This is a genomic window from Flavobacterium sp. RSSA_27 (assembly GCF_051547125.1).
Classification (GTDB): Bacteria; Bacteroidota; Bacteroidia; order Flavobacteriales; family Flavobacteriaceae; genus Flavobacterium.
In genome coordinates, this window is the sequence record NZ_JBPTTN010000004.1 from 304,653 (window position 1) to 328,250 (window position 23,598).

Annotated in this window: 21 protein-coding genes; 8 read left to right on the forward strand and 13 right to left on the reverse strand. The window is 35.0% G+C overall.

Features of this window, described 5'->3' with window-relative positions:
- Window positions 1-152: 152 nt before the first annotated feature.
- The gene (locus tag ACSVH5_RS07730; RefSeq protein ID WP_438060861.1) at window positions 153-1,214 is read left to right on the forward strand and encodes a glycosyltransferase; all 1,062 of its coding nucleotides are present in this window, start codon (window positions 153-155) and stop codon (window positions 1,212-1,214) included.
- Window positions 1,215-1,367: 153 nt separating this feature from the next.
- Here ACSVH5_RS07730 and ACSVH5_RS07735 read toward each other — a convergent pair whose 3' ends face one another.
- From ACSVH5_RS07735 to ACSVH5_RS07775, 9 genes are all read right to left on the reverse strand, one after another.
- Entirely contained in the window at window positions 1,368-2,084 is a 717-nt protein-coding gene (locus ACSVH5_RS07735) for a hypothetical protein (RefSeq protein WP_438060862.1), read from the reverse strand.
- Window positions 2,085-2,402: 318 nt separating this feature from the next.
- Window positions 2,403-3,065: a phosphate signaling complex protein PhoU gene (gene phoU / locus ACSVH5_RS07740; RefSeq protein WP_438060863.1), complete on the reverse strand. Its 663-nt coding sequence runs from the start codon at window positions 3,063-3,065 to the stop codon at window positions 2,403-2,405.
- A gap of 79 nt (window positions 3,066-3,144) precedes the next feature.
- Window positions 3,145-3,903, reverse strand: a complete 759-nt coding sequence (gene pstB / locus ACSVH5_RS07745) for a phosphate ABC transporter ATP-binding protein PstB (protein WP_438060864.1) — start codon at window positions 3,901-3,903, stop codon at window positions 3,145-3,147.
- 155 nt (window positions 3,904-4,058) lie between these two features.
- Complete coding sequence (gene pstA, locus ACSVH5_RS07750) at window positions 4,059-5,006, reverse strand: PstA family ABC transporter permease (RefSeq protein ID WP_438060865.1); 948 nt, start codon at window positions 5,004-5,006, stop codon at window positions 4,059-4,061.
- Between the two features lie 3 nt (window positions 5,007-5,009).
- Complete coding sequence (gene pstC, locus ACSVH5_RS07755; RefSeq protein ID WP_438060866.1) at window positions 5,010-6,194, reverse strand: phosphate ABC transporter permease subunit PstC; 1,185 nt, start codon at window positions 6,192-6,194, stop codon at window positions 5,010-5,012.
- 74 nt (window positions 6,195-6,268) lie between these two features.
- Window positions 6,269-7,102, reverse strand: coding sequence for a phosphate ABC transporter substrate-binding protein (locus tag ACSVH5_RS07760; RefSeq protein ID WP_438060867.1), 834 nt, complete (start codon window positions 7,100-7,102; stop codon window positions 6,269-6,271).
- Window positions 7,103-7,296: 194 nt separating this feature from the next.
- Entirely contained in the window at window positions 7,297-8,487 is a 1,191-nt protein-coding gene (locus ACSVH5_RS07765; protein WP_438060868.1) for a porin, read from the reverse strand.
- A gap of 436 nt (window positions 8,488-8,923) precedes the next feature.
- Window positions 8,924-9,880 carry a sensor histidine kinase gene (locus tag ACSVH5_RS07770; RefSeq protein WP_438060897.1) on the reverse strand — a complete coding sequence of 319 codons (957 nt, stop codon included), beginning with the start codon at window positions 9,878-9,880 and terminating at the stop codon, window positions 8,924-8,926.
- Window positions 9,881-10,190: 310 nt separating this feature from the next.
- The gene (locus tag ACSVH5_RS07775) at window positions 10,191-10,874 is read right to left on the reverse strand and encodes a response regulator transcription factor (protein ID WP_438060869.1); all 684 of its coding nucleotides are present in this window, start codon (window positions 10,872-10,874) and stop codon (window positions 10,191-10,193) included.
- 318 nt (window positions 10,875-11,192) lie between these two features.
- Between ACSVH5_RS07775 and ACSVH5_RS07780 the strand changes: the two genes are divergently transcribed.
- The 4 genes from ACSVH5_RS07780 to ACSVH5_RS07795 all read left to right on the forward strand — a co-directional run bounded on the left by ACSVH5_RS07780 (window position 11,193) and on the right by ACSVH5_RS07795 (window position 16,882).
- Window positions 11,193-13,940 (forward strand): TonB-dependent receptor domain-containing protein, encoded by a 2,748-nt coding sequence (locus ACSVH5_RS07780; protein ID WP_438060870.1) that lies wholly within the window; start codon window positions 11,193-11,195, stop codon window positions 13,938-13,940.
- Between the two features lie 179 nt (window positions 13,941-14,119).
- Window positions 14,120-15,328, forward strand: coding sequence for a hypothetical protein (locus tag ACSVH5_RS07785; RefSeq protein WP_438060871.1), 1,209 nt, complete (start codon window positions 14,120-14,122; stop codon window positions 15,326-15,328).
- 102 nt (window positions 15,329-15,430) lie between these two features.
- Window positions 15,431-15,769 (forward strand): T9SS type A sorting domain-containing protein, encoded by a 339-nt coding sequence (locus ACSVH5_RS07790; RefSeq protein WP_438060872.1) that lies wholly within the window; start codon window positions 15,431-15,433, stop codon window positions 15,767-15,769.
- Between the two features lie 111 nt (window positions 15,770-15,880).
- Entirely contained in the window at window positions 15,881-16,882 is a 1,002-nt protein-coding gene (locus tag ACSVH5_RS07795; protein WP_438060873.1) for an acyl transferase, read from the forward strand.
- Between the two features lie 43 nt (window positions 16,883-16,925).
- Here the strand turns inward: ACSVH5_RS07795 and tyrS are convergent, their stop codons facing one another.
- Entirely contained in the window at window positions 16,926-18,218 is a 1,293-nt protein-coding gene (gene tyrS / locus ACSVH5_RS07800) for a tyrosine--tRNA ligase (RefSeq protein ID WP_438060874.1), read from the reverse strand.
- Window positions 18,219-18,300: 82 nt separating this feature from the next.
- Between tyrS and ACSVH5_RS07805 the strand changes: the two genes are divergently transcribed.
- Window positions 18,301-19,293, forward strand: coding sequence for an NAD-dependent epimerase/dehydratase family protein (locus tag ACSVH5_RS07805; protein WP_438060875.1), 993 nt, complete (start codon window positions 18,301-18,303; stop codon window positions 19,291-19,293).
- Here ACSVH5_RS07805 and ACSVH5_RS07810 read toward each other — a convergent pair.
- Genes ACSVH5_RS07810 through ACSVH5_RS07820 form a run of 3 tightly spaced genes read right to left on the reverse strand, consistent with a single transcriptional unit; the run spans window position 19,290 to window position 21,792 of the window.
- Window positions 19,290-19,712, reverse strand: a complete 423-nt coding sequence (locus tag ACSVH5_RS07810) for a DUF4296 domain-containing protein (RefSeq protein WP_438060876.1) — start codon at window positions 19,710-19,712, stop codon at window positions 19,290-19,292. The genes ACSVH5_RS07805 and ACSVH5_RS07810 overlap by 4 nt on opposite strands.
- Before the next feature lies 1 nt (window position 19,713).
- Complete coding sequence (locus tag ACSVH5_RS07815) at window positions 19,714-21,054, reverse strand: dihydroorotase (RefSeq protein ID WP_438060877.1); 1,341 nt, start codon at window positions 21,052-21,054, stop codon at window positions 19,714-19,716.
- 12 nt (window positions 21,055-21,066) lie between these two features.
- Complete coding sequence (locus tag ACSVH5_RS07820) at window positions 21,067-21,792, reverse strand: polyprenol monophosphomannose synthase (protein ID WP_438060878.1); 726 nt, start codon at window positions 21,790-21,792, stop codon at window positions 21,067-21,069.
- Between the two features lie 133 nt (window positions 21,793-21,925).
- On the opposite strand from ACSVH5_RS07820, the gene ACSVH5_RS07825 reads away from it, so the two are divergent.
- Together ACSVH5_RS07825 and ACSVH5_RS07830 are read left to right on the forward strand one after the other, a co-directional pair.
- Complete coding sequence (locus tag ACSVH5_RS07825) at window positions 21,926-22,567, forward strand: DUF4271 domain-containing protein (protein WP_438060879.1); 642 nt, start codon at window positions 21,926-21,928, stop codon at window positions 22,565-22,567.
- Between the two features lie 12 nt (window positions 22,568-22,579).
- Window positions 22,580-23,329: a uroporphyrinogen-III synthase gene (locus ACSVH5_RS07830; RefSeq protein ID WP_438060880.1), complete on the forward strand. Its 750-nt coding sequence runs from the start codon at window positions 22,580-22,582 to the stop codon at window positions 23,327-23,329.
- Window positions 23,330-23,598: the final 269 nt, after the last annotated feature.

The following is a 23,598-nucleotide window of genomic DNA, read 5'->3' on the forward strand; positions in this document are numbered from 1 at the left end:
AAACACAGATTTTCAAAGGCTTTCTTTTTACAGAAAGCCTTTTTTTTACGCAAACAGTTGTTAAATTAAACTTTTAGTAATGTTGCCTAAACTTAAAAAAATAGGAGTATTGCTACCTTGCCTTCGTATAAATTCTTAATTTTGATTGCGAAATGACTTTGGATTCTAGCTCAAAAACGATACTCATCGCTCCATTAAACTGGGGCTTAGGCCACGCCACTCGCTGTATCCCAATTATAAAGGCGCTGCAAGAAAACAATTTTACGCCCATCATCGCTTCTGATGGCATAGCGCTCGAATTGTTGAAAAAAGAATTCCCTTATATTCAAACCCTACAACTACCCTCCTACCAAATCGAATATGCCAAGAATGGCAAAAATTTCAAATGGAAACTCATTCAAAGTTTGCCCAGAATGCTCGAAGCCATAAGAGAAGAGAAGAAATTAGTTCAAAAATGGGTTGCCAAATACGAAATAGATGGCATCATTTCGGATAATCGCTTAGGTGTGTTTAGCGCCAAAATACCTTCTGTTTTTATCACCCATCAATTGAATGTAATGACAGGAAACACTACTTGGTTTACTAGCAAATTACATCAAATCATCATTAAAAAATACAAACAGTGTTGGGTGCCCGATGTGGCTGGAACACCTAACCTAACAGGTGATTTGGGTCACTTAAACGGAAAACATTTTCCAGTGCGTTACATTGGTCCACTAAGCCGTTTACACAAAAAAGACAGTCCAAAACTATACGATTTGATGATCATACTTTCGGGGCCTGAACCCCAAAGAGGCATTCTAGAAGATAAATTAACCGAAGAGGTAAAACGCTTCAAAGGCAAAGTGGTTTTCATCAAAGGAATCATCGAGAAAACACAAGTTAAGGAAACAGTAGGCGACGTAACTTTTTACAATTTTATGAATACCCGCCAATTAGAACAAACCTTTAACGAAAGTGAATACGTCCTTTGTCGCTCTGGCTATACAACTATTATGGATTTGGTTAAACTAGGCAAAAAAGCCTTCTTTATTCCTACTCCTGGGCAATATGAACAAGAATATCTAGCAGTCAAACTAGACCAAGAACGCATAGTTCCTTTTGCCAATCAAGAAGATTTTACCATTGAAATGCTGACAAAAATTGCCGATTACAAAGGACTTTCAGAAATGGATACCACGATAGATTGGGAGGAACTCTTCGGGTTTTTTTAACATCGAAATTTTGTAGTATTTATACCAAAAAAAAAAATACATTTACCTTATAGAGCGCAATTAGGTAGATAATTTTTTAAATTAAACCAAGTTGAAATCATAAACCACATAGGGAAAAAACGTTAGTAAGGTTTATGATTTCAAATTAGATGCTTAATTGGAACCTAGTTTAGGGTTTAGTAATAACAATTCACCCCAAGATCTTTCTGAACTACTAGGGCTATTCAGCCATTCTTCATATGAACCCTCTCCGTAGATACTTTCATAACGCTCTTTCATTGGTTTTCTAAATCCCGGTTCTTTTTCTTTCCAACCCTCTTTATGACGATACACGATTGAAAACTGAGGTGGACCAGAAAAATGAGCTTCATATACCACTACACTTTGACCAGAAGCTTCCCAAACTTTTTTAAGTTTTTTTAATCGAGCTTCTACTTTATGACCTTCTCCTTGTTTTGGATAGATATGGCTGATAGAGATTTTATCTACAAAATCACTAGCCTTTACCGTACTCAAGTCTTCTCTAATTATCGCATAACTCGAACTACCCCTACCTTCGGTTAACACTTCAACATTTTTGACCCAATCTGCAGTATGAGCATCGCCTAAAGTACCTCTACTATCATGTGACGACCAACTATTAGGTCCTTCTACAATATGATACCCTCCTGCATCGGGTCCGGATTGAATTTCAAAAACACGCCATTTCCAATCACCAGTGTGATATCGTTGTGCATGTGCACTCAATGCTTTTTCTAAATCAATTGATTTTCCTGGCTTGGCAAAGATTCTAAATGACGAAATCATGTTTTTTGTTTGGCTAAATCCGATAAAAGGAAGTAATGCCAACACTAAGAGCAGTTTTTTCATAGCTATCTTGTTTTAATTTTGCCTACTCTAGTCGGTTTTCGGCATATCCGTTTTGGTAGGATTTTAATTAAAATCGTTTCATTTTGAATTTATTAAATTCTTAAAGTCAACGCACAAGATTTGAAGCGAATTTTATGCAATACATTAATAATGACGAAGTTATAAAATAAAAAAATAGAAAACAATAAATTAAACCTTTATTATTTTCTATTCAAATGTGTAGGATCTCGTTATAAAACAAAGTCTTTGAAGGTACTTGTAAACAACTATTATAACGTATTTCCTGATTTAAATAAAGTCAAACCTGAAATAACTATTTTAATTGAAGTCTTCTAGCTTATCATGCTTAATGATTTTGGCGTGAACCATAAAATAAACCGATTCGGCTATATTGGTACAATGCTCTGAAATGCGCTCCAAATGTTTCAACACCATCACCAAATTGGTTCCAGAAACCACTACTTTCGAATTGGATTTCATTTCACTGATAATCTCGTGAATGGTATCGTCGGTTTTGTTTTTGATGGCTTTATTCAAAACAAATATTTCACCAATGGTATTTTCGTCTTTAGAAGCAAAACAAGCATTGGTTTTTGATAGAACCAATTCGATTTCGCGAGCCAATCCTTCAACTTCAAACTTAGCAATCAAATCGTGCTTGTCTTTGATGCTTTTTGTCTTCTTGATGATGCTCATCGACAAATCCCCAATTCGCTCAAACTCGTTACTAATTTGCATCGCCGACATAATGAATCGCAAATCAGAAGCAACAGGTTGCTGCAACGCAAAAATATTTTGACAAATCTCATCGATTTTTACATCCAATTTGTCAATCTTATGTTCCGTTTTTTTAACCTCTTTACCTTCGATGGGTTCAGACAAAATAGCTTTTACTGCCTCTCCAACTTGGGATTCAGCTAAAACACCTATTTTGGTGATAATGTCTCTTAATTTTTCTAATTCTATTTCAAAATGTGTCATCTTGTATTTTTTTAGTTTAATAGGTTAATCGGTTAACCGTTAATCGATTAAACAAATAACCGATTAAACAGTTAAACCATTAACCAAATCTTCCTGTAATATAATCTTCTGTTTGTTTCTTCTCTGGTTTGGTAAAAATATCTTTGGTTTTACCCATTTCTATCAATTCTCCCATATAGAAAAACGCAGTATGATCACTAGTTCTTGCTGCTTGTTGCATATTGTGTGTCACAATAATGATGGTATAGTGTTCTTTCAAATCGTGTACCAATTCTTCAATTTTTGAAGTAGAAATAGGGTCTAACGCACTAGCAGGCTCATCCATCAAAATAATATCTGGGCTTACGGCCAAAGTTCTAGCAATACACAATCGCTGTTGTTGTCCTCCTGAAAGCCCCAAAGCCGAGTCATCCAAACGGTCTTTCAACTCTTCCCAAATAGCGGCTTGTCGCAAAGAAGTTTCAACAATTTCGTCTAACTGTGTTTTATCTTTAATCCCATTAATCTTAGGACCATAAGCTATGTTTTCATAGATAGATTTCGGAAAAGGATTCGATTTTTGAAAAACCATTCCAATCTTCTTTCTAATATTAACCACATCTACATTCTTATCATAAATATCTACGCCTTCTACAAGCATTTGTCCCGTAATTTTCACATCCGGAATCAAATCATTCATTCTATTAATACATCTCAAGAAAGTAGATTTCCCGCAACCCGATGGTCCAATCAAAGCCGTCACCTTATTCGCAGGTACTTGCATCGAAATCTCCTTTAATGCCTTTTTTTCGCCATAATATAACGACAAATCATTAACGTGTATTTTTATATCCTTCATAATACTATCTAAATCAAATTTTTAAAATATAAGTTGGGCGTGACCCCATTTGCAAAAGGCTTCCTTCAGCAACCCGTTAGTTTGCGCCTTTCGCAATAGCGGTCGGGCTATACGCTGTACTTCGGTACATTGCTTCTATCCCTCACGCAAAAAAATTACCCTTTTGCTCTTCGTCTAATTCTAGATCGTATCAATACCGCAACTAAATTCAACGACAAGGTAAGAATTAATAAAACCAAAGTGGTGGCAAACTGAATCGGCATCGTTTTTTCCACATCCGAAGATTGTGTAGACATAATATAAATGTGATACCCTAAATTCATAAACTGATCACTCAACGAACCTGGTAGCGATGCTAAGTAATACGCTGCACCGGTAAACAAAATCGGTGCTACCTCTCCAGCACCACGACTCACAGCAAGAATAGTTCCTGTCATAATTCCAGAAACAGAACCTGGCAACACCACATTTTTGATGGTTTCCCATTTTGTAGCGCCCAAAGCCAAACTCGCTTCACGCAATTCCCTTGGGATGGTTTTTAACGCTTCTTCCACCGACACAATGATTACCGGAAGGGTTAATAAGGACATTGTCAAACTCGCCCATAGAATGTTAGGTTGCCCCCAACGCAATGCTCCGCCGTTAAAAACGGTATCAGCACCAGTACCCACAAACTGAATAAAAAAGCCCAATCCAAAAAGGCCAAAAATAATCGATGGCACTACCGCTAAGGTACGAATCGAGAAACGAACCGCAGCAGCAAATTTTGATTTTTCGCTGGCATATTCGGTAAGGTATAAAGCTGTAATAGTTCCAAATGGTACCGCAGCAATCGACATAACTACCACTAGAATAAAAGTACCAATCAAGGCAGGAAATATACCCCCATCAGTCATTCCGTTCGTAGGAAAAGAAGAGATAAACTCCCAAGAAAACTTAGATCTTCCTTGATATACTATAATTCCTAAAATGATAAATAAAATAGCTATGATTAAAAGAACCGCTAATTGAGTAATTCCGACAATAGCTTTTCCTTTCAAATCCTCTTTTTTGTTTTCTGTTTTAAAAAAAGGATGTTGCATTTCGGTTGTAGAAGTTTCCATAATTTATTTTCCTTGAAATTTTTTGATCAACTTTCCTTTTACATAAAACTCTGCAATGGCATTCAAAGCAAAAGAAAAAATAAAAAGTAAGGATCCTATAAAAAACAAAACACTATAATGTGTTTCTCCAAACACCGTTTCGGCCATTTCAGAACCAATAGTAGCGGCAAAAGTACGCACACTCTCAAACGGATTGGCAGATAGTAAAGCGGCATTACCCGTGGCCATCAAGGCAATCATAGTTTCACCAAACACACGTCCTATACCCAATAACAAGGCGGCAAAAATACCTGGAGTAGCTGCAGGCAAAGTCACCAAAAAGGCTGTTTGCGATTTACTAGCTCCTAGAGCCAAACTCGCTTCGGTATACGTTTTAGGCACAGCCGAAAGCGCATCTTCTGCAATAGTATAAATAATGGGAATAGCAGCCAATGCCATCGCTACTCCACCAATAAAGGCATTTAAACGAGAATCATACCCAAAAACATCTTGAAAAAAAGTGGCCAACACCATCAAAGCAAAAAAACCAATCACCACCGATGGAAAAGCAGCTAGCATTTCTATAATAGGTTTAATGATTTCTTTTCTTCTTTTGGAAGCAAAACAAGAAGTGTAAATTGCCGCCAAAATAGCTAAAGGTCCTGCAATAAGCATGGCTATAATAGTCACTTTTAGTGTTCCAACTAATAAGGCTATCAATCCAAAACGAGGATTATCCGAAACGGGAACCCATTCTGTAGACACAAAAGTGCTCCAAGTTTTATCCGCTCCTTCTTGATTTGGTGCTGCAGTTTTAGCCACTTCTTCAGTGCCAACTGCTAATTCTTCGACAGGCTCACCATAGGTTTCAGGAGCTAAATCTTCAACTGCAGCTTCAGGTGCTTGTAAATCTTCAACAGGCGCTCCGTATGTTTCGGGCTCCAAATCTTCAGTGGCTCCGCCATAGGTTTCGGGTTGTAATGTAGTAGATGTAGTAGTAGCTTCTATTTCAGTTATAACAGCTTCTTTGCTCGAACTAAAAAGAGGCAAGGATTCTTTGAAAACAAAAATAAAGATTAAGAAAATGATAGCGATGGATAAAAAAGCTACAGTAGAAATCACCTTTTCGGCTAAAAACTCAGACCAACGGAATTGTTTTTTTAGACTGTCTTTGGTAAACTTAGAATTCGAGGGGAAAGAAGAATTCATGATAGGATTTTAGAAATTCAAATTAAAAAAAACTTCCTTCTATGATTGACATCAGAAGGAAGTTTTGCATTTTGTTATTTTACTGGATAGTATCCAACTTCAACAATCACCTTCTGTCCTTCGGCACTCAAAATCCAGTCGATGAACTTCTTGGTTTCTCCTGTTGGCTTCTCTTTCAAGTACATAAACAAGTACCTAGAGATAGGATACGTTTTGTTTTTGATAGTCGCTGCTGTTGGTAAAACCCCTTTGCTTTTAGCATCTTTTTTAACTTTACAATCTTTAACTCCTTCAGCGTAAGCTGCTCCACCGTATCCAATTCCGAATTTATCTTTCTTCACGGCATTGATTATTGCAGCTGTACCTGGCAAGGTTTGACAAGTAGGTGCAAAGTCAGTTTTAACAACATGTTCTTTAAAGAATTCAAAAGTTCCTGAACTACTTTCTCTTCCGTATAATTGAATTTTCGCATCTGGACCACCAACTTGTTTCCAATTAGTAATTTTTCCAGAAAAAATAGCTCCTAATTGATCGATTGTTAATTCATTAACAGGATTGGCTTTGTTTAAGAAAACAGACAAACCATCTTTTGCACAAGCAATTTGAATACTGCTTTTGTTGTATTTAGCTTTTATTTTTTCTAATTCTGCAGGTTTAATTGGACGGCTTGAATTAGCGATATCCGTAGAACCATTGATCAAAGCTGCGATTCCTACACCTGACCCTCCACCTGTAACTTGAATGGTAGTTCCTGGATTTTTCTTCATATATATTTCAGCCCACTTTTGAGACAGAATAACCATCGTATCGGATCCCTTTACTGTGATTTTTGTTGCAGTAGTAAAAGAAAATCCAATTACCATAACAATAGCTAATGCAGCGACTAGTTTTAATTTTGTTTTATACATTTTTTAAAGTTTATTTAATTTTGAGGCAAAAATAAGGGGTCAATATTAAGTGTATGTTAAGTGAATATTATTCAATCTTTATACTTTGATTGAAATTGTCACTATAATGTAAAATAAAAAGAGACCAAAATTACTGGTCTCATTTTATTATCTGTATCTAATTTATTTCTTATGTTTTAAGTGAATAAAAAGTTCTAGAAAGTCACTACACCTGACATTTTGAAAACGATACTTTTATTTGGTCCGTTTTCGAGATAGGTTAAATCATTTTGCAATTTAAGGTTGTGTTTATTAAAGTAATGTGAAAAACCTACAACATATTCTTTTTGCTCATGCATCTTTGCTGCTACTTTTGCTAGTGGAATAATTTGAGCATAACGAGCGGCAACTTCATTTTTTTTGGAAACAAAATAACCTGACTGCACCATAAATGTTGTTCCTGAGACGATATAATTTGACTGCGTAACGTCTTTTTTATTTACAATTATAGCTGTATCCGAATTCCTGTTATACAGTTCGGATTCAAATGAGAATCCATTATATTTAAACAATAAATCAGCACCAAAATAATTAATATTTGCTGTTTCAGCATTGAACAAGTAATCCCCTAATTGTCCCATGGTCCTTGTTGCATCGTTATTATAACTATACACTCCTGCTATTGATAGCTTTGGCTTTTTTTCTCTATCAATGTCAGCTTCTACAAATTCACCCTTATTAGAAAACTCTCCAAAAGGCAAAAATTCCATTCTGGCAGAATAACAAATCTTACCATTTTTGTCAGACACAATTCGCCCTTCACCACTAGATAATGCCAAAGTAGTTTTTAAAACTGCGTCACTAATATTGAAGTTGGTATAAAACCATACTCCTTTATCTCGATCTAATGTAAAATTATTGTTTGCAATAGAACGTTCAACCAATTGAAGATTAGCAGAAGAAACTTGTCTTTGTCTGTTGCCTGGCAATTTGGTTTGCCCAAATCCAATGCGAAGCCACTTTTTAGCGTCATAAAACAACATTGCATCTCTTAATATCAAATTGTTTTGTGCTGAACTATTCGCTGAAGAAATGTCACCTTGTGCAAAACCCAATTGAATACGGTATGAAAATTTAGGATTAAAAGCTTTACCTGCAAAGTTCAAACGCGCTCTTCTTAGCAAAAAATCATTTGCGGTAGTTTCATTAGTAATATCTCGTGATGATGAAAATAAACTTTGAATACGTCCTCCAATAGCCAATGTAAAAGTTGAATCAGCTGATGTAAACTGAATTCCTTTTCCAGCTTCCATTTTTATGGATGGTTTACCCGTTTGAGCTGTGCAAGCAAAATTAAATACTAAAAAAGAAAAGGTCGTCAGATAAAATAATTTTAAAGTAGTCATATTTAAAAATAAATGGTTTTAGAAAATGCAAGGGACTAATAAAAATAATCCTTTAAAAATGAAAATAATATTTCTTTGTTAATTTTTATGCAAATGTCTAGGTGTAATGTTAAGATAACGTTAACACAATATTATCAAGATAATAAATTATCATTAAATATGCGAAATGGGCTTTTTAGAATGACTATTGCGTACTAATTTGTACTATTTTTTGTTTTTATACCACTATTAAGCAATTGTAAATTAATTGTTTACAAATGAACTTCGATTCAAAACAAGGAAAAGAGAAAAAACGCTAATGAGAGCTAAATTACAAGGAAAAGCAATAGCTAAATAGACTAAAATTTGCCTATAGCAACCATTTTATTAGGTATTTTAGTAACCTTTGGAACATTAGGTAACACAATAGCATTACCTTTTTAGACAATAAAGTGGATTATTTATCCTCTTCAGAAGTTTTTTGAATGGCTTTTTTATTCTTTGCTTTTTCTAGTGTGAAAGAAAATTCTGAGCCAATACCAAATTCACTTTCAACATAAATTTTTTCTTTGTGTGCTTCAATAATATGCTTAACTATAGAAAGCCCTAACCCTGAGCCTCCTTCAGAACGAGCACCACTTTTGTCAACTCGATAAAAACGCTCAAAAAGTCGGGGTATGTTTTGCTGCTCGATTCCTTCGCCGTTATCTGTAACGCGAATTAAGACTTTTTTGTTGGTCAAATTAACAATGGTAACTTCAGTGGTTCCACCTACTCTACCATATTTAATGGAGTTCACAATAAGATTCTCTACTACTTGCTGAATTTTATCTTTATCACCATGAACATGAATTGGTTGAATATGATAATTTTCAAAAGCGAGGGTAATTTTCTTTTTATCTGCTTTCATTTCAAGCAAATCAAAAACGTTCTGAATCAAATCTACGATATCAAAATTAGAAAACTCCAAATTCAAATCACCCGACTCCAACTTGGTAATCATATCCAAATCCTCGACGATATATATCAATCGCTCTACACCTTTTTCAGCACGTTTTAAATACTTTTTACGAATAGATTTGTCATCCATAGCTCCGTCCAAAAGTGTCTCTATATAGCCTTGCACCGTAAATAATGGCGTTTTTAGTTCGTGAGAAACATTGCCCAGAAATTCGCGACGATATGCCTCACGAACTTGTAACATTTCAATTTCCAACTTTTTATCCGTGGCAAATTTTTTAACTTCACGAGTCAGCGTTTCCATATCCGTGGTAATCGGCTGATTGATAAACGAACTGGATTCTAACAAGGCTACATCATCGTATATTTTTTTTACTCTTCGATAAATAAAACGTTCAACGCGATACTGAATGACTAAAAAAGAAAAAATATACGTCCCCGCAAAAGCAATCATTGCAAACGAAAAAATAATTCTAGAAGCCGGTCTAAAAAAAGCCTGAAGCAATATCGCAGAAGCCAATGCAACAAAGATACTGACATACAAAGCCGACTTTATGGCAAATTTATACGTCTTCTTAAAATTGATTTTTACCATAGTATTCAGTTCCAATGTTACGTTTTTTTTAAGTGTTGAAGTGACAATAGCTGCTAAAGGTACTTGTAGTAGCGCAAAATTCACAAATTACAACCAAAAATAGATTGTCATTTGTGAATTTTTTACTCTTTATTATTTTAGAAACAGGAGAAAACGGAGAGATAACGAATTATACTTCGAACTTATATCCTACTCCTTTGATGGTTTTGAATAAATCTTCTCCAATTTTTTCTCTAAGTTTACGGATATGAACATCTATCGTTCTACCTCCAACTACCACCTCATTTCCCCAAACTTTATCCAAAATCTCATCGCGTTTGAATACTTTTCCTGGTTTTGAAGCCAATAAATAGAATAATTCAAACTCTTTTCTTGGTAACGCAATTTCAATATTGTCTTTTATGATTTTGTATTCTTCACGGTTAATTTCGATTCCTCCTACATTGAGCGTTTCACTGTTTTGAGATTCTTCTTTCAATCTGCGTAACAAGGCTTTTACTTTACTCACCAAGAGTTTCGGCTTAATGGGCTTAGTAATGTAATCATCCGCACCTGCATCAAATCCTGCTACTTGTGAATAGTCTTCACTTCTGGCAGTCAAAAAAGTAATAATAACATGATTCAATTCGGGGATTTTACGAATATGCTCACAGGCTTCCATGCCGTCCATTTCTGGCATCATGACATCCATAATTATTAAATCTGGCAATTCTTTTTTGGCCTTAGTAACCGCTTCTTTTCCATTGCTTGCGGTTACAATTTGATAGCCTTCTTGCGAAAGATTGTACCCCACAATTTCCAAAATATCTGGTTCATCATCAACCAATAAAATCTTTGTGCTTCTTTTTTTCATAAAAGTAAAATTATTTCAAATAGAACTATGATGCTATTACCAACTTTTGCAACACTACAAAAGGATTTGGAATCTCATAAAAAATAGTCCAAAAACTATTAAAACAAATCAAATTTAGGCTTTTAAATCTATCAAAATTGAAAAACCCATGTAAATGTAGCGATAAACCATCCATTTCTAAAAACGGTTTTCAAGGACTTAACCTTAATTTAATATGTTAACATTTGCATAATAGTAATAAAATACAATGTTAATATTCGAATAACATCGAATTTACAGCTTGGTCGTTATTTTGCACCAACAAACAAAGACAACAGAATGAAATTAAAATTTTTAATCCTTACCTTATTTATAACTGTACTTGGATTTTCTCAAAACAAAGGAACAATTACTGGCACCGTTACTGACAAAGATGTCAACAATCAATCCCTACCTTTTGCAAATGTGACATTAAAAGGAACAAAAATTGGAGTCAACACAGATATCGATGGAAAATACTCCATTAGTGTTGTACCAGGAAATTATGTTATCCAATTTAGTTTTGTGGGTTACGAAATGATCGAAGTTCCAGTTACTGTTAAAGCAAATGAAACAGTAACTATTAACAAATCCATTGGATCAGGAAGTTACAAACTAGAAGATGTAGTAGTAAAAGCATCGGCGCCGAATAGACAAAAAGAAACTGCATTGTTACTAGAACAAAAAAATGCTGTAGAAATCAAACAAAGCATAGGAGCGCAAGAACTAGCTCGAAAAGGAGTTAGTGATGTAGCAACAGCGGTAACCAAAACAACAGGAATTACCAAGCAAGAGGGATCTGGAAATATCTTTGTTCGAGGATTGGGAGATCGATACAATTCTACAACTATGAATGGCATGCCCATTCCGTCTAATGACCCAGAAAAAAAGAACATCAACCTTGACATTTTTTCAACGGATATTTTAGAATACGTTTCTATTGACAAAGTATACAGTAGCCGATTGTATGGCGACTTTGCAGGCGGAAATGTAGATATCATTTCAAAAGATTACAAAGGAAAAGGCTTCTTAAAAATTGACATTGGTTCCAAAGTAAATTCGAATGCAGTGGGTAACGATAATTTTTCTTTACAAAATGGCATCAATAGTTTTGGATTTAGCACTTCTAGTATTCCAACTAATGCCTTATCAAATTACAATTATAATTCTTTGAATTTGGATACTAAAAATCCAATTGCAAGTACAGTAGGAATTTCAGGGGGCAAATTATTCAACGTAGGTTCTGAGAGCAAATTAAACCTATTTTCCACTGTAAATTTTGGGAGTGATTTTACCTCTCGTAATGATGGTACCGCAAAAGGAGCCGTAAACGGAAGTGGAGTTGTAAATAAAAATTTTGAAAAATACACACTAGATAGCTATAACACCAATTTTACAGCTATGTTGAATGTAGGATTCAAAATCAACAATGCTAATAAAGTAAGTTTCAACTCAGTTTTTATCAATACTTCTTCTTTAAGTAAAGAAGAATATACCGGATTCATAGTTGATATTGCAAATGATGGCAACGGATTAATTCGCAGAAACAAATACGAAAAAAACACATTATGGATCAATCAATTATTGGGAGATCATAAAGTAAGTGAACGCTCTAACTTCAACTGGGGAGTTTCTTTGAACTCAATTGATGGCGACATGCCTGATAGAAATCAAAATATCTTTAGAAAAGAAGCGGCTGGATACCAATTGTCAACTATTTCAGCACCTGACAACCACAGATACTTCCAGAATCTTCAAGAGACAGAAGCTGCAGCTAACTTGGCTTTTGACTATAAATTCGATAAAACTGGGGAGGGCGAATACAATGGGAAATTCACTCTTGGTTATAATGGGCGTATGAAAAAAAGAGATTTTGAAGCTACTCAATTCAATTTCAAAACTGCGGCAAGTGCTGCGGCAACAATAGTAGATCCTAATAACCTTGATTCATTTTATAACCAAACCAATTTAAGTAATGGGGTATTTCAGATAGCAACATTTAGAGGTAACGATCAAGTTTCAAATGCTTTAGATCCTCAAACATACAATGGTGAACAATTTATCAATGGTGGTTTTTTAAATACCGAATATAATTTTGGCAAACTTACAGGGGTACTTGGGTTAAGAGGAGAATATGTTTTTCAAAACATCAACTGGAACACCCAATTAGATCCATCAGGCGGATATGATGAACTTGAGAAAATTGCATTTTTACCAAGCCTTACCTTAAAATATGAATTGAACGAAAAACAAAATCTAAGATTTGGATTTAGTAAAACCTATACGCTACCCCAATTTAAAGAAAGAGCTTTATTCGTATACGAAGATGTAACCGAAGTAAAAGTGGGTAATCCTGATTTATATGCTTCAGATGATTATAACTTTGATTTAAAATGGGAGATGTTTCCAAACGCTGACGAATTAATCTCTGTGACTGGATTTGGGAAATACATTATGAACCCAATCAATGAAGTAACTATTGCTTCATCAACAAACGATATTTCTTTTATTAATACTGGAGATTTTGGTTATGTTGCTGGTGCAGAATTAGAGTACAGAAAAACCATTTTCAATAGAGATGACAATAACAAACTATCAGCAGGTATTAACGCTTCTTACTTATACAGTACCCAAGAGTTAAGCACTGAAAAAGTTATAAAGGAAACAGACTATAATGTAGTTTTTACTGATGACAAAAGTAAATTTACTGGGGCATCTGATTTATTACTCAACACTGATATCTCCTACTTCAAATCATGGAATAACAACGAAAGTACACTTACCTCAACTTTAGCTTACACCTATTTCTCTGACAGAGTATATGCTATTGGAACTAACGATAGAGGAAACTTAGTTGACAAAGCTTTTGGTTCCTTAGATTTTATAACAAAAATTAAATGGAACAAAAAAATAGGAATTGACTTTGTTGTAAAGAATATTCTTGACCCAAAGATCAATCGAGTTCAAGAAAATGCCTCAGGAGATATCAATGTGCTCTCATACAAAAAAGGCCTCAACGTAGGCTTAAACCTAAATTTTCAATTTTAATCATACAAAAGAGTAGTTAATCGCTACTCTTTTTTTATCTAAACAACCCAGTAACATTAAGTTAATATTGATATAAGCATTTATTAAATCAACAATGATATTTACTTAACCTTCACAAAACAATAATGCTAGACATTTGTCTTGTTAATAAAAAACAAACAACTATTACAATTACAATTATGAAAAAAAACGTTTTACAATTATTCGGAATTTTAGCTTTAACTGCTTCTTTTTTTACTAGCTGTTCTAGTGACAACAATGAAAACGACAAGCCATCTTCTACATTCGTAGTTGACGCTAACAATTTCCAAGGCACAATTGCTGATGGAGAAGTTACATTAGAGGCATCAAAAACATATAAATTAACTGGTAAATTACAAGTTAACAGTGGCGCTACCTTAAACATTCCGGCAGGAACAAAAATAGAAGGTGTTGGAGGAACAGCGTCTTATATTGCAGTAGCTCAAGGTGGAAAAATCAACATTAACGGAACTGCTTCTAATCCTGTAGTTATGACAAGTGGTTTGACTACTAAAAAAGCAGGTGACTGGGGAGGTTTAGTAATTTGCGGAAAAGCTCCAATTAACCGTGTAACGGGTGGTGCAAGTACTGCACAATCTGAAGTTGCAGATTTGACTTATGGAGGAACTGTTGCAAATGACAATTCAGGTTCTATTCGCTATTTAAGAATAGAATATGCTGGAGCGGCATTTAATAGTGAAAAAGAGTTTAATGGCGTTTCATTATTTGGAGTTGGTTCAGGCACTACATTTGAATATGTTGAAGCATATCAAGGTGCTGATGATGGATTCGAATTTTTCGGTGGAACTGTAAATACTTCAAACCTGATCTCTTTTGGAAATGAAGATGATCAATTTGACTGGACTGAAGGTTGGAATGGAACCAACACTAACTGGTATGGTAAATTATCTTTTGGTAAAGGTAACCGAGGGATAGAAGCAGACAACTTTGAATTTGGTTTTGCTAATACCCCAATCTCTTCACCCACTATTACAAACATTACTTTAGTTGGCCCTGGAAGTGCTCCAACTTCGGGAACATGGCAAGAAAATCAAGCTATGAAATTAAGAAGAGGAACAAAAGCAATTTTTACCAATGTAGTTTTAAGTGGATGGGCTAGAGGTGTTGATGTTGAACATGACGAAACATTAAGTTTTATTGGAACTGCTTTGAAATTAAGTAGCGTTAACTTTATTGCTGACGTAACAACAAAAACTAGAGGAACAAAAACGGTAGTTGCACCTGCAACAAGCGGTGTTGTCGTAGATGCATCAGCTGTACTAGCATCTGAATTAACTACAGCTACTGGTGCTGGAAATGGTGTTGGAGCTCCAGGATGGGCGGCTTCGTGGTCAGTAGGTTTTTAATTGAAAACTACAATATAAAGAGAAAGAGGGTGAAAGGAATTTTCACCCTCTTTTTTATATATTTAAAAGGATTTTTATATCTTTACTATTAAATCTAAGCTAATGGTAAAAAACTACTCTTATATTATACTCTTATTGGTTTTGTTTTTTTCTGTAGGTGTTTCAGCTCAAGAGGTAAAGCAACAACCAAAGCCACAAGAAAACACTTCGATCGAAGGGTTGAGCTTGTATCCAAATCCTGTGAGTAATGGTAAAGTATACATTTCTACCAAAGAGGATTTAGATAAAGAAATCACCATTTTTGATGTTTTAGGAAAAAAAGTGCTTCAAACCCAATTAAGCTCTAGAGAACTAAATGTTTCTGCACTGCCACCAGGAGTTTATATTATAAAAATTACTGAAAATCAAGCCACTGCCACTCGAAAACTTATCATTAGGTAACTATAAAAACCATAAAACTCCACACCGATGGAGTTTTTTTTTGCCTACAACTCATTTTTTATAAACTCAAAAAAGAGCAAAAAAGTATACCTTTGTCAAAAATAAACTGCATTGGTCTCAAATTCTGATCTTTTTTCGATTTCCAACCAAAAGCAATTTGAAAAAATAGCTTTAAAAACGTTTCGTTACCAATACGAAAACAACTTGGTTTATCAAGAATTTTGCAACCTATTACATACCGATGTACAAAAAGTAAAAACACTACAACAAATTCCGTTTTTACCCATTCAGTTTTTCAAAAGTCATGCTGTTGTGAGCAATAACGAAGCTCCTCAAGCTATTTTTACGAGCAGCGGAACTACTGGCATGACCACAAGTCAACACCTAGTTACTGATATCACTCTTTACGAAGAAAGTTACCGTCGAGGGTTCTCACAGTTTTATGGCAATATTGAAAATTATGTCGTTTTGGCTCTTTTGCCTTCTTATTTAGAGCGCGAAGGCTCCTCTTTGATTTATATGGTTGAAGATTTGATTCGGTTATCCAACCAACCCGAAAGTGGTTTTTATCTCAACAATCACGACGAATTAATCAAAAAGATGATGGAGCTGCATCAAGCCGAAAAAAATGTGATACTAATTGGTGTTACCTATGCACTTCTCGATTTAATAGAATATTCTAAATCTATTGCATTCCCCCTTTGGGGGTTAGGGGGCTCCACCATCATTATGGAAACGGGCGGTATGAAAGGCAAACGTAAAGAAATGATACGCGAAGAATTACACCAACAATTATGCGCTGGTTTTGGGGTTTCTAGTATTCATTCAGAATATGGCATGACCGAATTGCTCTCACAGGCGTATTCTCTTGGAGAAGGCATATTTGAATGTCCCTCTTGGATGCAAATCCTAATTCGCGACACCGAAGATGCTTTGAGTTATATAGCTAATGGTAAAACTGGTGGTATCAACGTGATTGACTTGGCCAATCGCAACTCCTGCTCTTTTATTGCCACTCAAGATTTGGGTAAAAAATATCCCAACAACTCTTTCGAGGTATTGGGACGTTTTGATCATTCAGATATTCGTGGGTGTAATTTGATGGTGGTGTAAAAAGTTTAATCGTTTATAATTAAACAGTTAAACGATTAACCGATTAAACCACTCTAATCACAAAATAATTTTTCTTACCACTTTGTAACAAGACAAATCGGTCATTGATTAAATCATTTGCCGTCAGTACAAAGTCTTCTTTTATTTTTTCTCTATTTACCGAAATAGAATTGGCCGTCAAAGCTCTTCTCGCTTCACCGTTTGATTTAAAGAAACCTGTTTTTTCATTTAAAACTGTTATGATGTCCAAACCTGCTTCCACTTCATTTTTGGCAATTTCTGCCTGAGGAACACCATCAAAAACTTCTAAGAATGTGGCTTCATCCAACTGCTTCAAATCATCGGCTGTGGCATTTCCAAACAAAATCCCAGAAGCTTTTATTGCGTTTTCTAAATCTTCCTTAGAATGCACCATAATCGTGATTTCCTGGGCTAATTTCTTTTGCAACAAACGCAAATGCTGTGCTTCTCTATGTTGCAACGTCAACTCCTCGATGGTTTCTTTGGTCAAGAACGTAAAAATCTTGATGTATTTCTCAGCGTCAACATCAGAAGTATTCAACCAATATTGGTAGAATTTATAAGGAGAAGTTCTAGCCGCATCCAACCAAATATTCCCTCCTTCGGATTTTCCAAACTTAGTTCCATCGGCTTTGGTAATCAAAGGACAAGTTAAAGCATAGGCTTTTCCTCCTTCTTTTCTTCGAACCAATTCGGTTCCTGTGGTAATATTCCCCCATTGGTCACTTCCTCCCATTTGTAGGGTACAACCTTTGGCTTTGTACAAATGCAAGAAATCATAGCCTTGCACCAACTGATAGGTAAACTCCGTGAAAGACATTCCCTCGGCTGCTTCTGAGGACAAACGTTTCTTTACCGAATCTTTCGCCATCATATAATTCACTGTAATGTGCTTTCCGATATCGCGAATGAAATCCAGAAACGAAAATTCTTTCATCCAGTCATAGTTGTTCACCAATTCGGCAGCATTATCAGCATTCGAAGTAAAATCTAAGAAACGAGCCAATTGACCTTTTATCGCTTCTTGATTATGACGTAAAGTGGCTTCGTCTAATAAATTTCTCTCATTTGATTTCCCAGATGGATCCCCAATCATTCCAGTGGCGCCACCAACCAAAGCTAAGGGTTTATGCCCTGCTAACTGAAAATGCTTCAATAACATCACACCCACCAAATGACCAATATGCAATGAATCGGCAGTTGGGTCAATACCCACATATGCCACACGCATTTGCTCCAACAAATGATCTTCGGTGCCTGGCATAACATCGTGAAGCATTCCTCTCCAAGTCACTTCTTCAATAAAATTCTTCATTTTTTTTTCAATTTTGACAAAGATAACAATTTCGATGGCAATGACAATTTGAGTTGTGAGTCAAAATAGTATATTTGTCCATATGATATTAGTAACAGGAGGAACCGGCTTAGTTGGCGCACATTTATTACTTCATTTGATAGAAAATGGAGAACAAGTTCGAGCAATGTATCGAACAGCATCTAGTTGTTCTAAAACCAAAGCGCTATTTAGCTATTACCAAAAAGAACATTTGTTTGGCGCAATTGAATGGATCGCTGGAGATATTTTGGACATTCCCTCACTAGAGATAGCATTCCAAGACATTAAGCAAGTGTATCATTGTGCGGCTTTGATTTCGTTTGACCCCAAAGACGAAGAAGCTATCCGAAAAACGAATATCGAAGGAACGGCCAATATGGTCAACCTTTCATTAACCAACAAAGTAGAAAAATTCTGTTTTGTCAGTTCGATTGCCGCATTGGGTGACTTAGCTCCTCACGAAACCGAAATCACCGAAACTACCGAATGGAATCCAGAAAAACCGCATAGTGATTATGCAATTTCAAAATATGGTGCCGAAATGGAAGTTTGGCGCGGTCAGCAAGAAGGGCTGAAGGTTATTATTGTAAATCCGGGTGTGATTTTAGGTCCAGGTTTTCCATCGCAAGGAAGCGGAATTTTGTTTTCTAATGTGAAGAAAGGATTGTTGTTTTATACTTTAGGAACCACTGCTTTTATAGCTGTCCCAGATGTTATAAACAGTATGTACCGCTTGATGAAAAGTGATTGTTGTAATGAAAGATTTACTGTAATCGCTGAAAATTTAGCCTACAAAAACGTTATTTTCAGTATGGCTGATGCCTTAAAAGTAAAAAGACCAACTCTAAAAGCTGGCCCTTTACTTACTAGTATTGCTTGGAGATTGGATGCATTAGCTTCTTTTCTTCAACTTAAGCAACATACTTTTAGTCGTGTAGCTGCCAAAGCTTCGCATTCAAAAACCCCCTATAGCAGCAAAAAAATAGTTGATGAATTAAACCCTTCTTTTATTAGTATAAAAAAATATATTCACGAAATAGCTTCCACTTTTTAAGGTTGTTTTGCTACTTTTTCCACTCTTCTTTTGGAATGTGTTTTTGAGTTAAGCTTTAACTTTTCTTGTTTACGCTTGATAATCGTATCCAGTTTATCGCTATTGGTTTGTAATCGTTTTTGGACTTCTTCAAACATTTTCTTGTACTCTTCAATAGACGAGGCATAGTATATATTGCTTTGTGAAAACTGTGCACTATCTATTTTGTATTTTTTATAGATAAATTCTTTGGGCTCAATTTTTTGGTAATCTGAATTGGAAATCATCTGGTACTTTGAAGCTTCAAGCAAAGCCAAATCATAAAAAACATTGACCATAACGGCTTTGTCAATCAACTTTTTTGGAGCTTTGACTGTTTCTTCTTTTCGACATCCAACGAATGAAACTAAGAGTACAAAAAATAGAATTCCTTTTTTCATTTTATCTATCAAATAATAATCGTTTACCAGCTTTTTTTGGACTTACTTTGAATCCTTGGTACACCAATTGACCGTTAACAAAAGTATGCGTAATTCTAGATTTGAAAGTATAACCTTCAAAAGGAGACCAACCACATTTGGCTAAAATATTCTCTTTTTTCACACTCCAAGGCAAGCCTGCATTCACAATGGCCAAATCGGCATAATACCCCACTTTTATAAAACCACGTTTCTCGATTTTGAAAAGTGAGGCTGGATTGTGGCACATTTTTTCCACAATTTTTTCGATCGTTATTTTTCCTTGATGATAAGCTTCAAACATCGCCACTACTGCGTGTTGCACCAAAGGTCCTCCAGAGGGGGCTTTAGTATACACTTGACTTTTTTCCTCTAATGTGTGAGGAGCGTGATCTGTAGCAATTACATCAATTCTTCCATCATTTACTGCTTTCCATAAAGCTTCGCGGTCATTGGTTGTTTTAACCGCTGGATTCCATTTGATCAAGTTTCCTTTGGTTTTATAATCTTCGTCCGAAAACCATAAGTGGTGAATACATACTTCAGCAGTAATCATTTTCTCAGCCAATGGAATTTTATTAGTAAACAAATCCAACTCCTTAGCAGTAGAGATGTGAAAAACGTGTAATCTTGCCCCAGTTTTTTTGGCCAATTCTACAGTTCGAGATGACGATAAATAACAAGCCTCTTCAGAACGAATTAACGGATGGCACTCCACAGGAATATCGTCACCGTATTGCTCTTTGTATTTGGCTAAATTCGATTTCACTGTACTTTCGTCTTCACAGTGCACAGCGATTAATAATTTTGTGCTTGAAAAGATTTTCTCCAAAGAATCCGTGCTGTCTACTAACATATCACCTGTTGAAGAACCCAAAAAGAGCTTAAGTCCCGCAACATTTCGCGGATTTGTCTTTAAGATTTCCTCCAAATTATCGTTGGTTCCACCCATCATAAATGAGTAATTGGCAAAAGAAGACTCCGCTGCGATTTGGTATTTTTGTTCTAATAATTCTTGCGTTACAGCATTTGGAACGGTGTTAGGTTGCTCAATAAACGAAGTTATTCCTCCTGCAACGGCTGCTCTAGATTCGGATTCAATATCACCTTTATGCGTAAGACCTGGCTCTCTAAAATGCACTTGGTCATCAATTGCACCCGGAATCAAATAATTCCCTTCGGCATCAATTATTTTACAATCGGATGACTTTGGACTAATCTTTTCAGCAATTTCAACAATTAAATCATTTTCAATTAATAAATCGCCTTCAAAAATAGTTCCTTCATTTACAATCTTAGCATTCTTTATTAAAATCTTATTCATAGTTAAAAGGTTTTAAAGTCTTCTTAATAATTGGCGTAATCGAAGTGAAATTACTCCAAAAACAGCTTCTATAATAATGGAGTTACTCATTTTTGAAACTCCTTTGGTACGATCCGTAAAAATAATGGGAACTTCGGCAATTTCAAATTTATTGCAGTAGGTCCTGTATTTCATTTCAATTTGAAAAGCGTAGCCCACAAATTTTATTTTATCTAGATTAATACTTTCGAGTACTTCTCTTTTATAACACACAAATCCTGCTGTTGCATCATGAATCATCATTCCAGTAATTATCCTTACATACACCGAAGCAAAGTAGGACATCAAAACACGACTTAAAGGCCAATTAACAACATTTACTCCTGTTTTGTATCGAGAACCAATGGCTAAATCTGCGCCACCAAAATGGCAAGCATCATATAATTTTTCTAAGTCATTTGGATTGTGCGAAAAATCGGCATCCATTTCAAAAATGAATTGATATTGGTGTTCTAACGCCCATTTAAAGCCGTGTACATAAGCCGTTCCAAGCCCTGATTTCTCTTTTCTTTTTTCTAAAAACAATCTTCCAGGATATTCTTCTTGAAGCAAGATCACTTTCTCGGCGGTATGATCCGGCGAATTATCATCTATAATAAGAACATGAAAAGATTTGTGTTGAGAAAGAGTGGCTCGAATAATTTTTTCGACATTCTCAATTTCGTTATAGGTTGGAATTATAACTATACTATCATTCATATTTGCAGCAATTTCACGGCAAAAGTAAACTTTTTAAAGCATTTCATTCATAATAAATCTATAATAAAAAGATTGATACAAAAAATTAGTAATTTTGTTGACTATGATGGATCCTATACTTCACCCGAGACTAATGGAGCAGACAGACTGGGCCACTGCGCTTTTTGTCTTGTCTTTGATATTGATTGCCTCCACCAAATCTGTTTTCGAAAATCGTTTCAATGATTTCACCAAACTTATCTACTCCGACAAATACATCAAAATGTATCGAGACAGCAGCCATTTGATGAGTGGATTTACAATTAGCTTATTTGTAGTCCAAATCATTTCCATTGCTTTTTTCATACAACTCTTTTTGACGTATCAGGGTCGTGCTTCCAAAACAGATTGGATGCTTTTTGTACAACTGTTTACTTTTATTACTTATTTCATCCTGGCTAAGTTCTTGATTGAGAAGATCATTGCAACAGCATTTAAAATAGAAGACTTTATGGAGCAATTTAATCTCAAGAAGGTAACTTATCGTACTTATATTGGACTAATTATCTTACCGATTGATTTTATACTTTATTATTTTGATGCTTTTTCTAAAAACATTTTTATTCCCATTTTTACTATCGCACTGATTATAAACGTCTTCACTTATTTACTTACAATAAAAAATTACCAAAGCTTAATATTGAGTAAATTGTTTTATTTTATTTTATATCTTTGCGCACTTGAAATAGCACCCTATTATTTTATGTATTATTGGTTTACAAAAGGGAATACTTAGACAATATTAACTATGAAAGTGAAAACAATTTTGGTCTCACAGCCAGAACCTAAAGTAGAGAACTCTCCTTACTTTGAGTTGCAACAAAAGCATAAAGTAAAAGTAGATTTCAGGCCTTTTATTCACGTAGAAGGAGTAAGTGCCAAAGAAATTCGTTTACAAAAAATTGATCTTAACAATTACAGTGCTATCATCTTAACCAGCCGTAATGGTGTAGACCACTTTTTTAGAGTAGCGGAAGAAATGCGCTATAAAGTCCCGGAAGATTTAAAATATTTTTGTCAATCTGAAGCTATTGCTTTTTACCTTCAAAAATATGTAGTGTACAGAAAACGTAAAATTTACGTTGGACCAAAAGATTTCGCAGATTTATCACCGCTAATCAAAAAGTACAAAGACGAAAAATTCTTATTACCTGCATCCGACCAATTGAATGCAGATATCCCTGTTACTTTAAATGCCCTGAAAGTAGATTGGACGCCAGCTACTTTTTACAAAACAGTAATGAGTGATTTATCCGATTTGGCCGATGTTTATTATGATGTTTTGGCTTTTTTCAGTCCAACTGGTATTAAATCATTGTACAAAAACTTCCCAGATTTTGAACAAAACAATACTCGAATTGCTGTTTTTGGAAGCACCACTCAAAAAGAAGCTTTAGATCATGGATTGCGCGTAGATATTATGGCTCCAACTCCTGGAACTCCATCAATGACCATGGCTTTAGAAAAATACATTGCCGAAGTTAATAAAGGAAAATAACACATTCAAATCCCAAAATATAAAATCCAAATTCCAATTAAAAATGGAATTTGGATTTTTTTTTGTACCAACAAACACTTAGCACTAACAATTCCAATATTTTATACAATCAAAACATATAAGACATTGAAGCTTTACTTTGACAAGTAGAGCAAATAAATAGCTCATTAAAGCAGTCAAATCGTTTTAAAAAGAATAACAGTAACTTATATTTACTTTTAACTATGAACAGTAGTACACTAGCTAAAAAAACTTAGCTGACTTATATG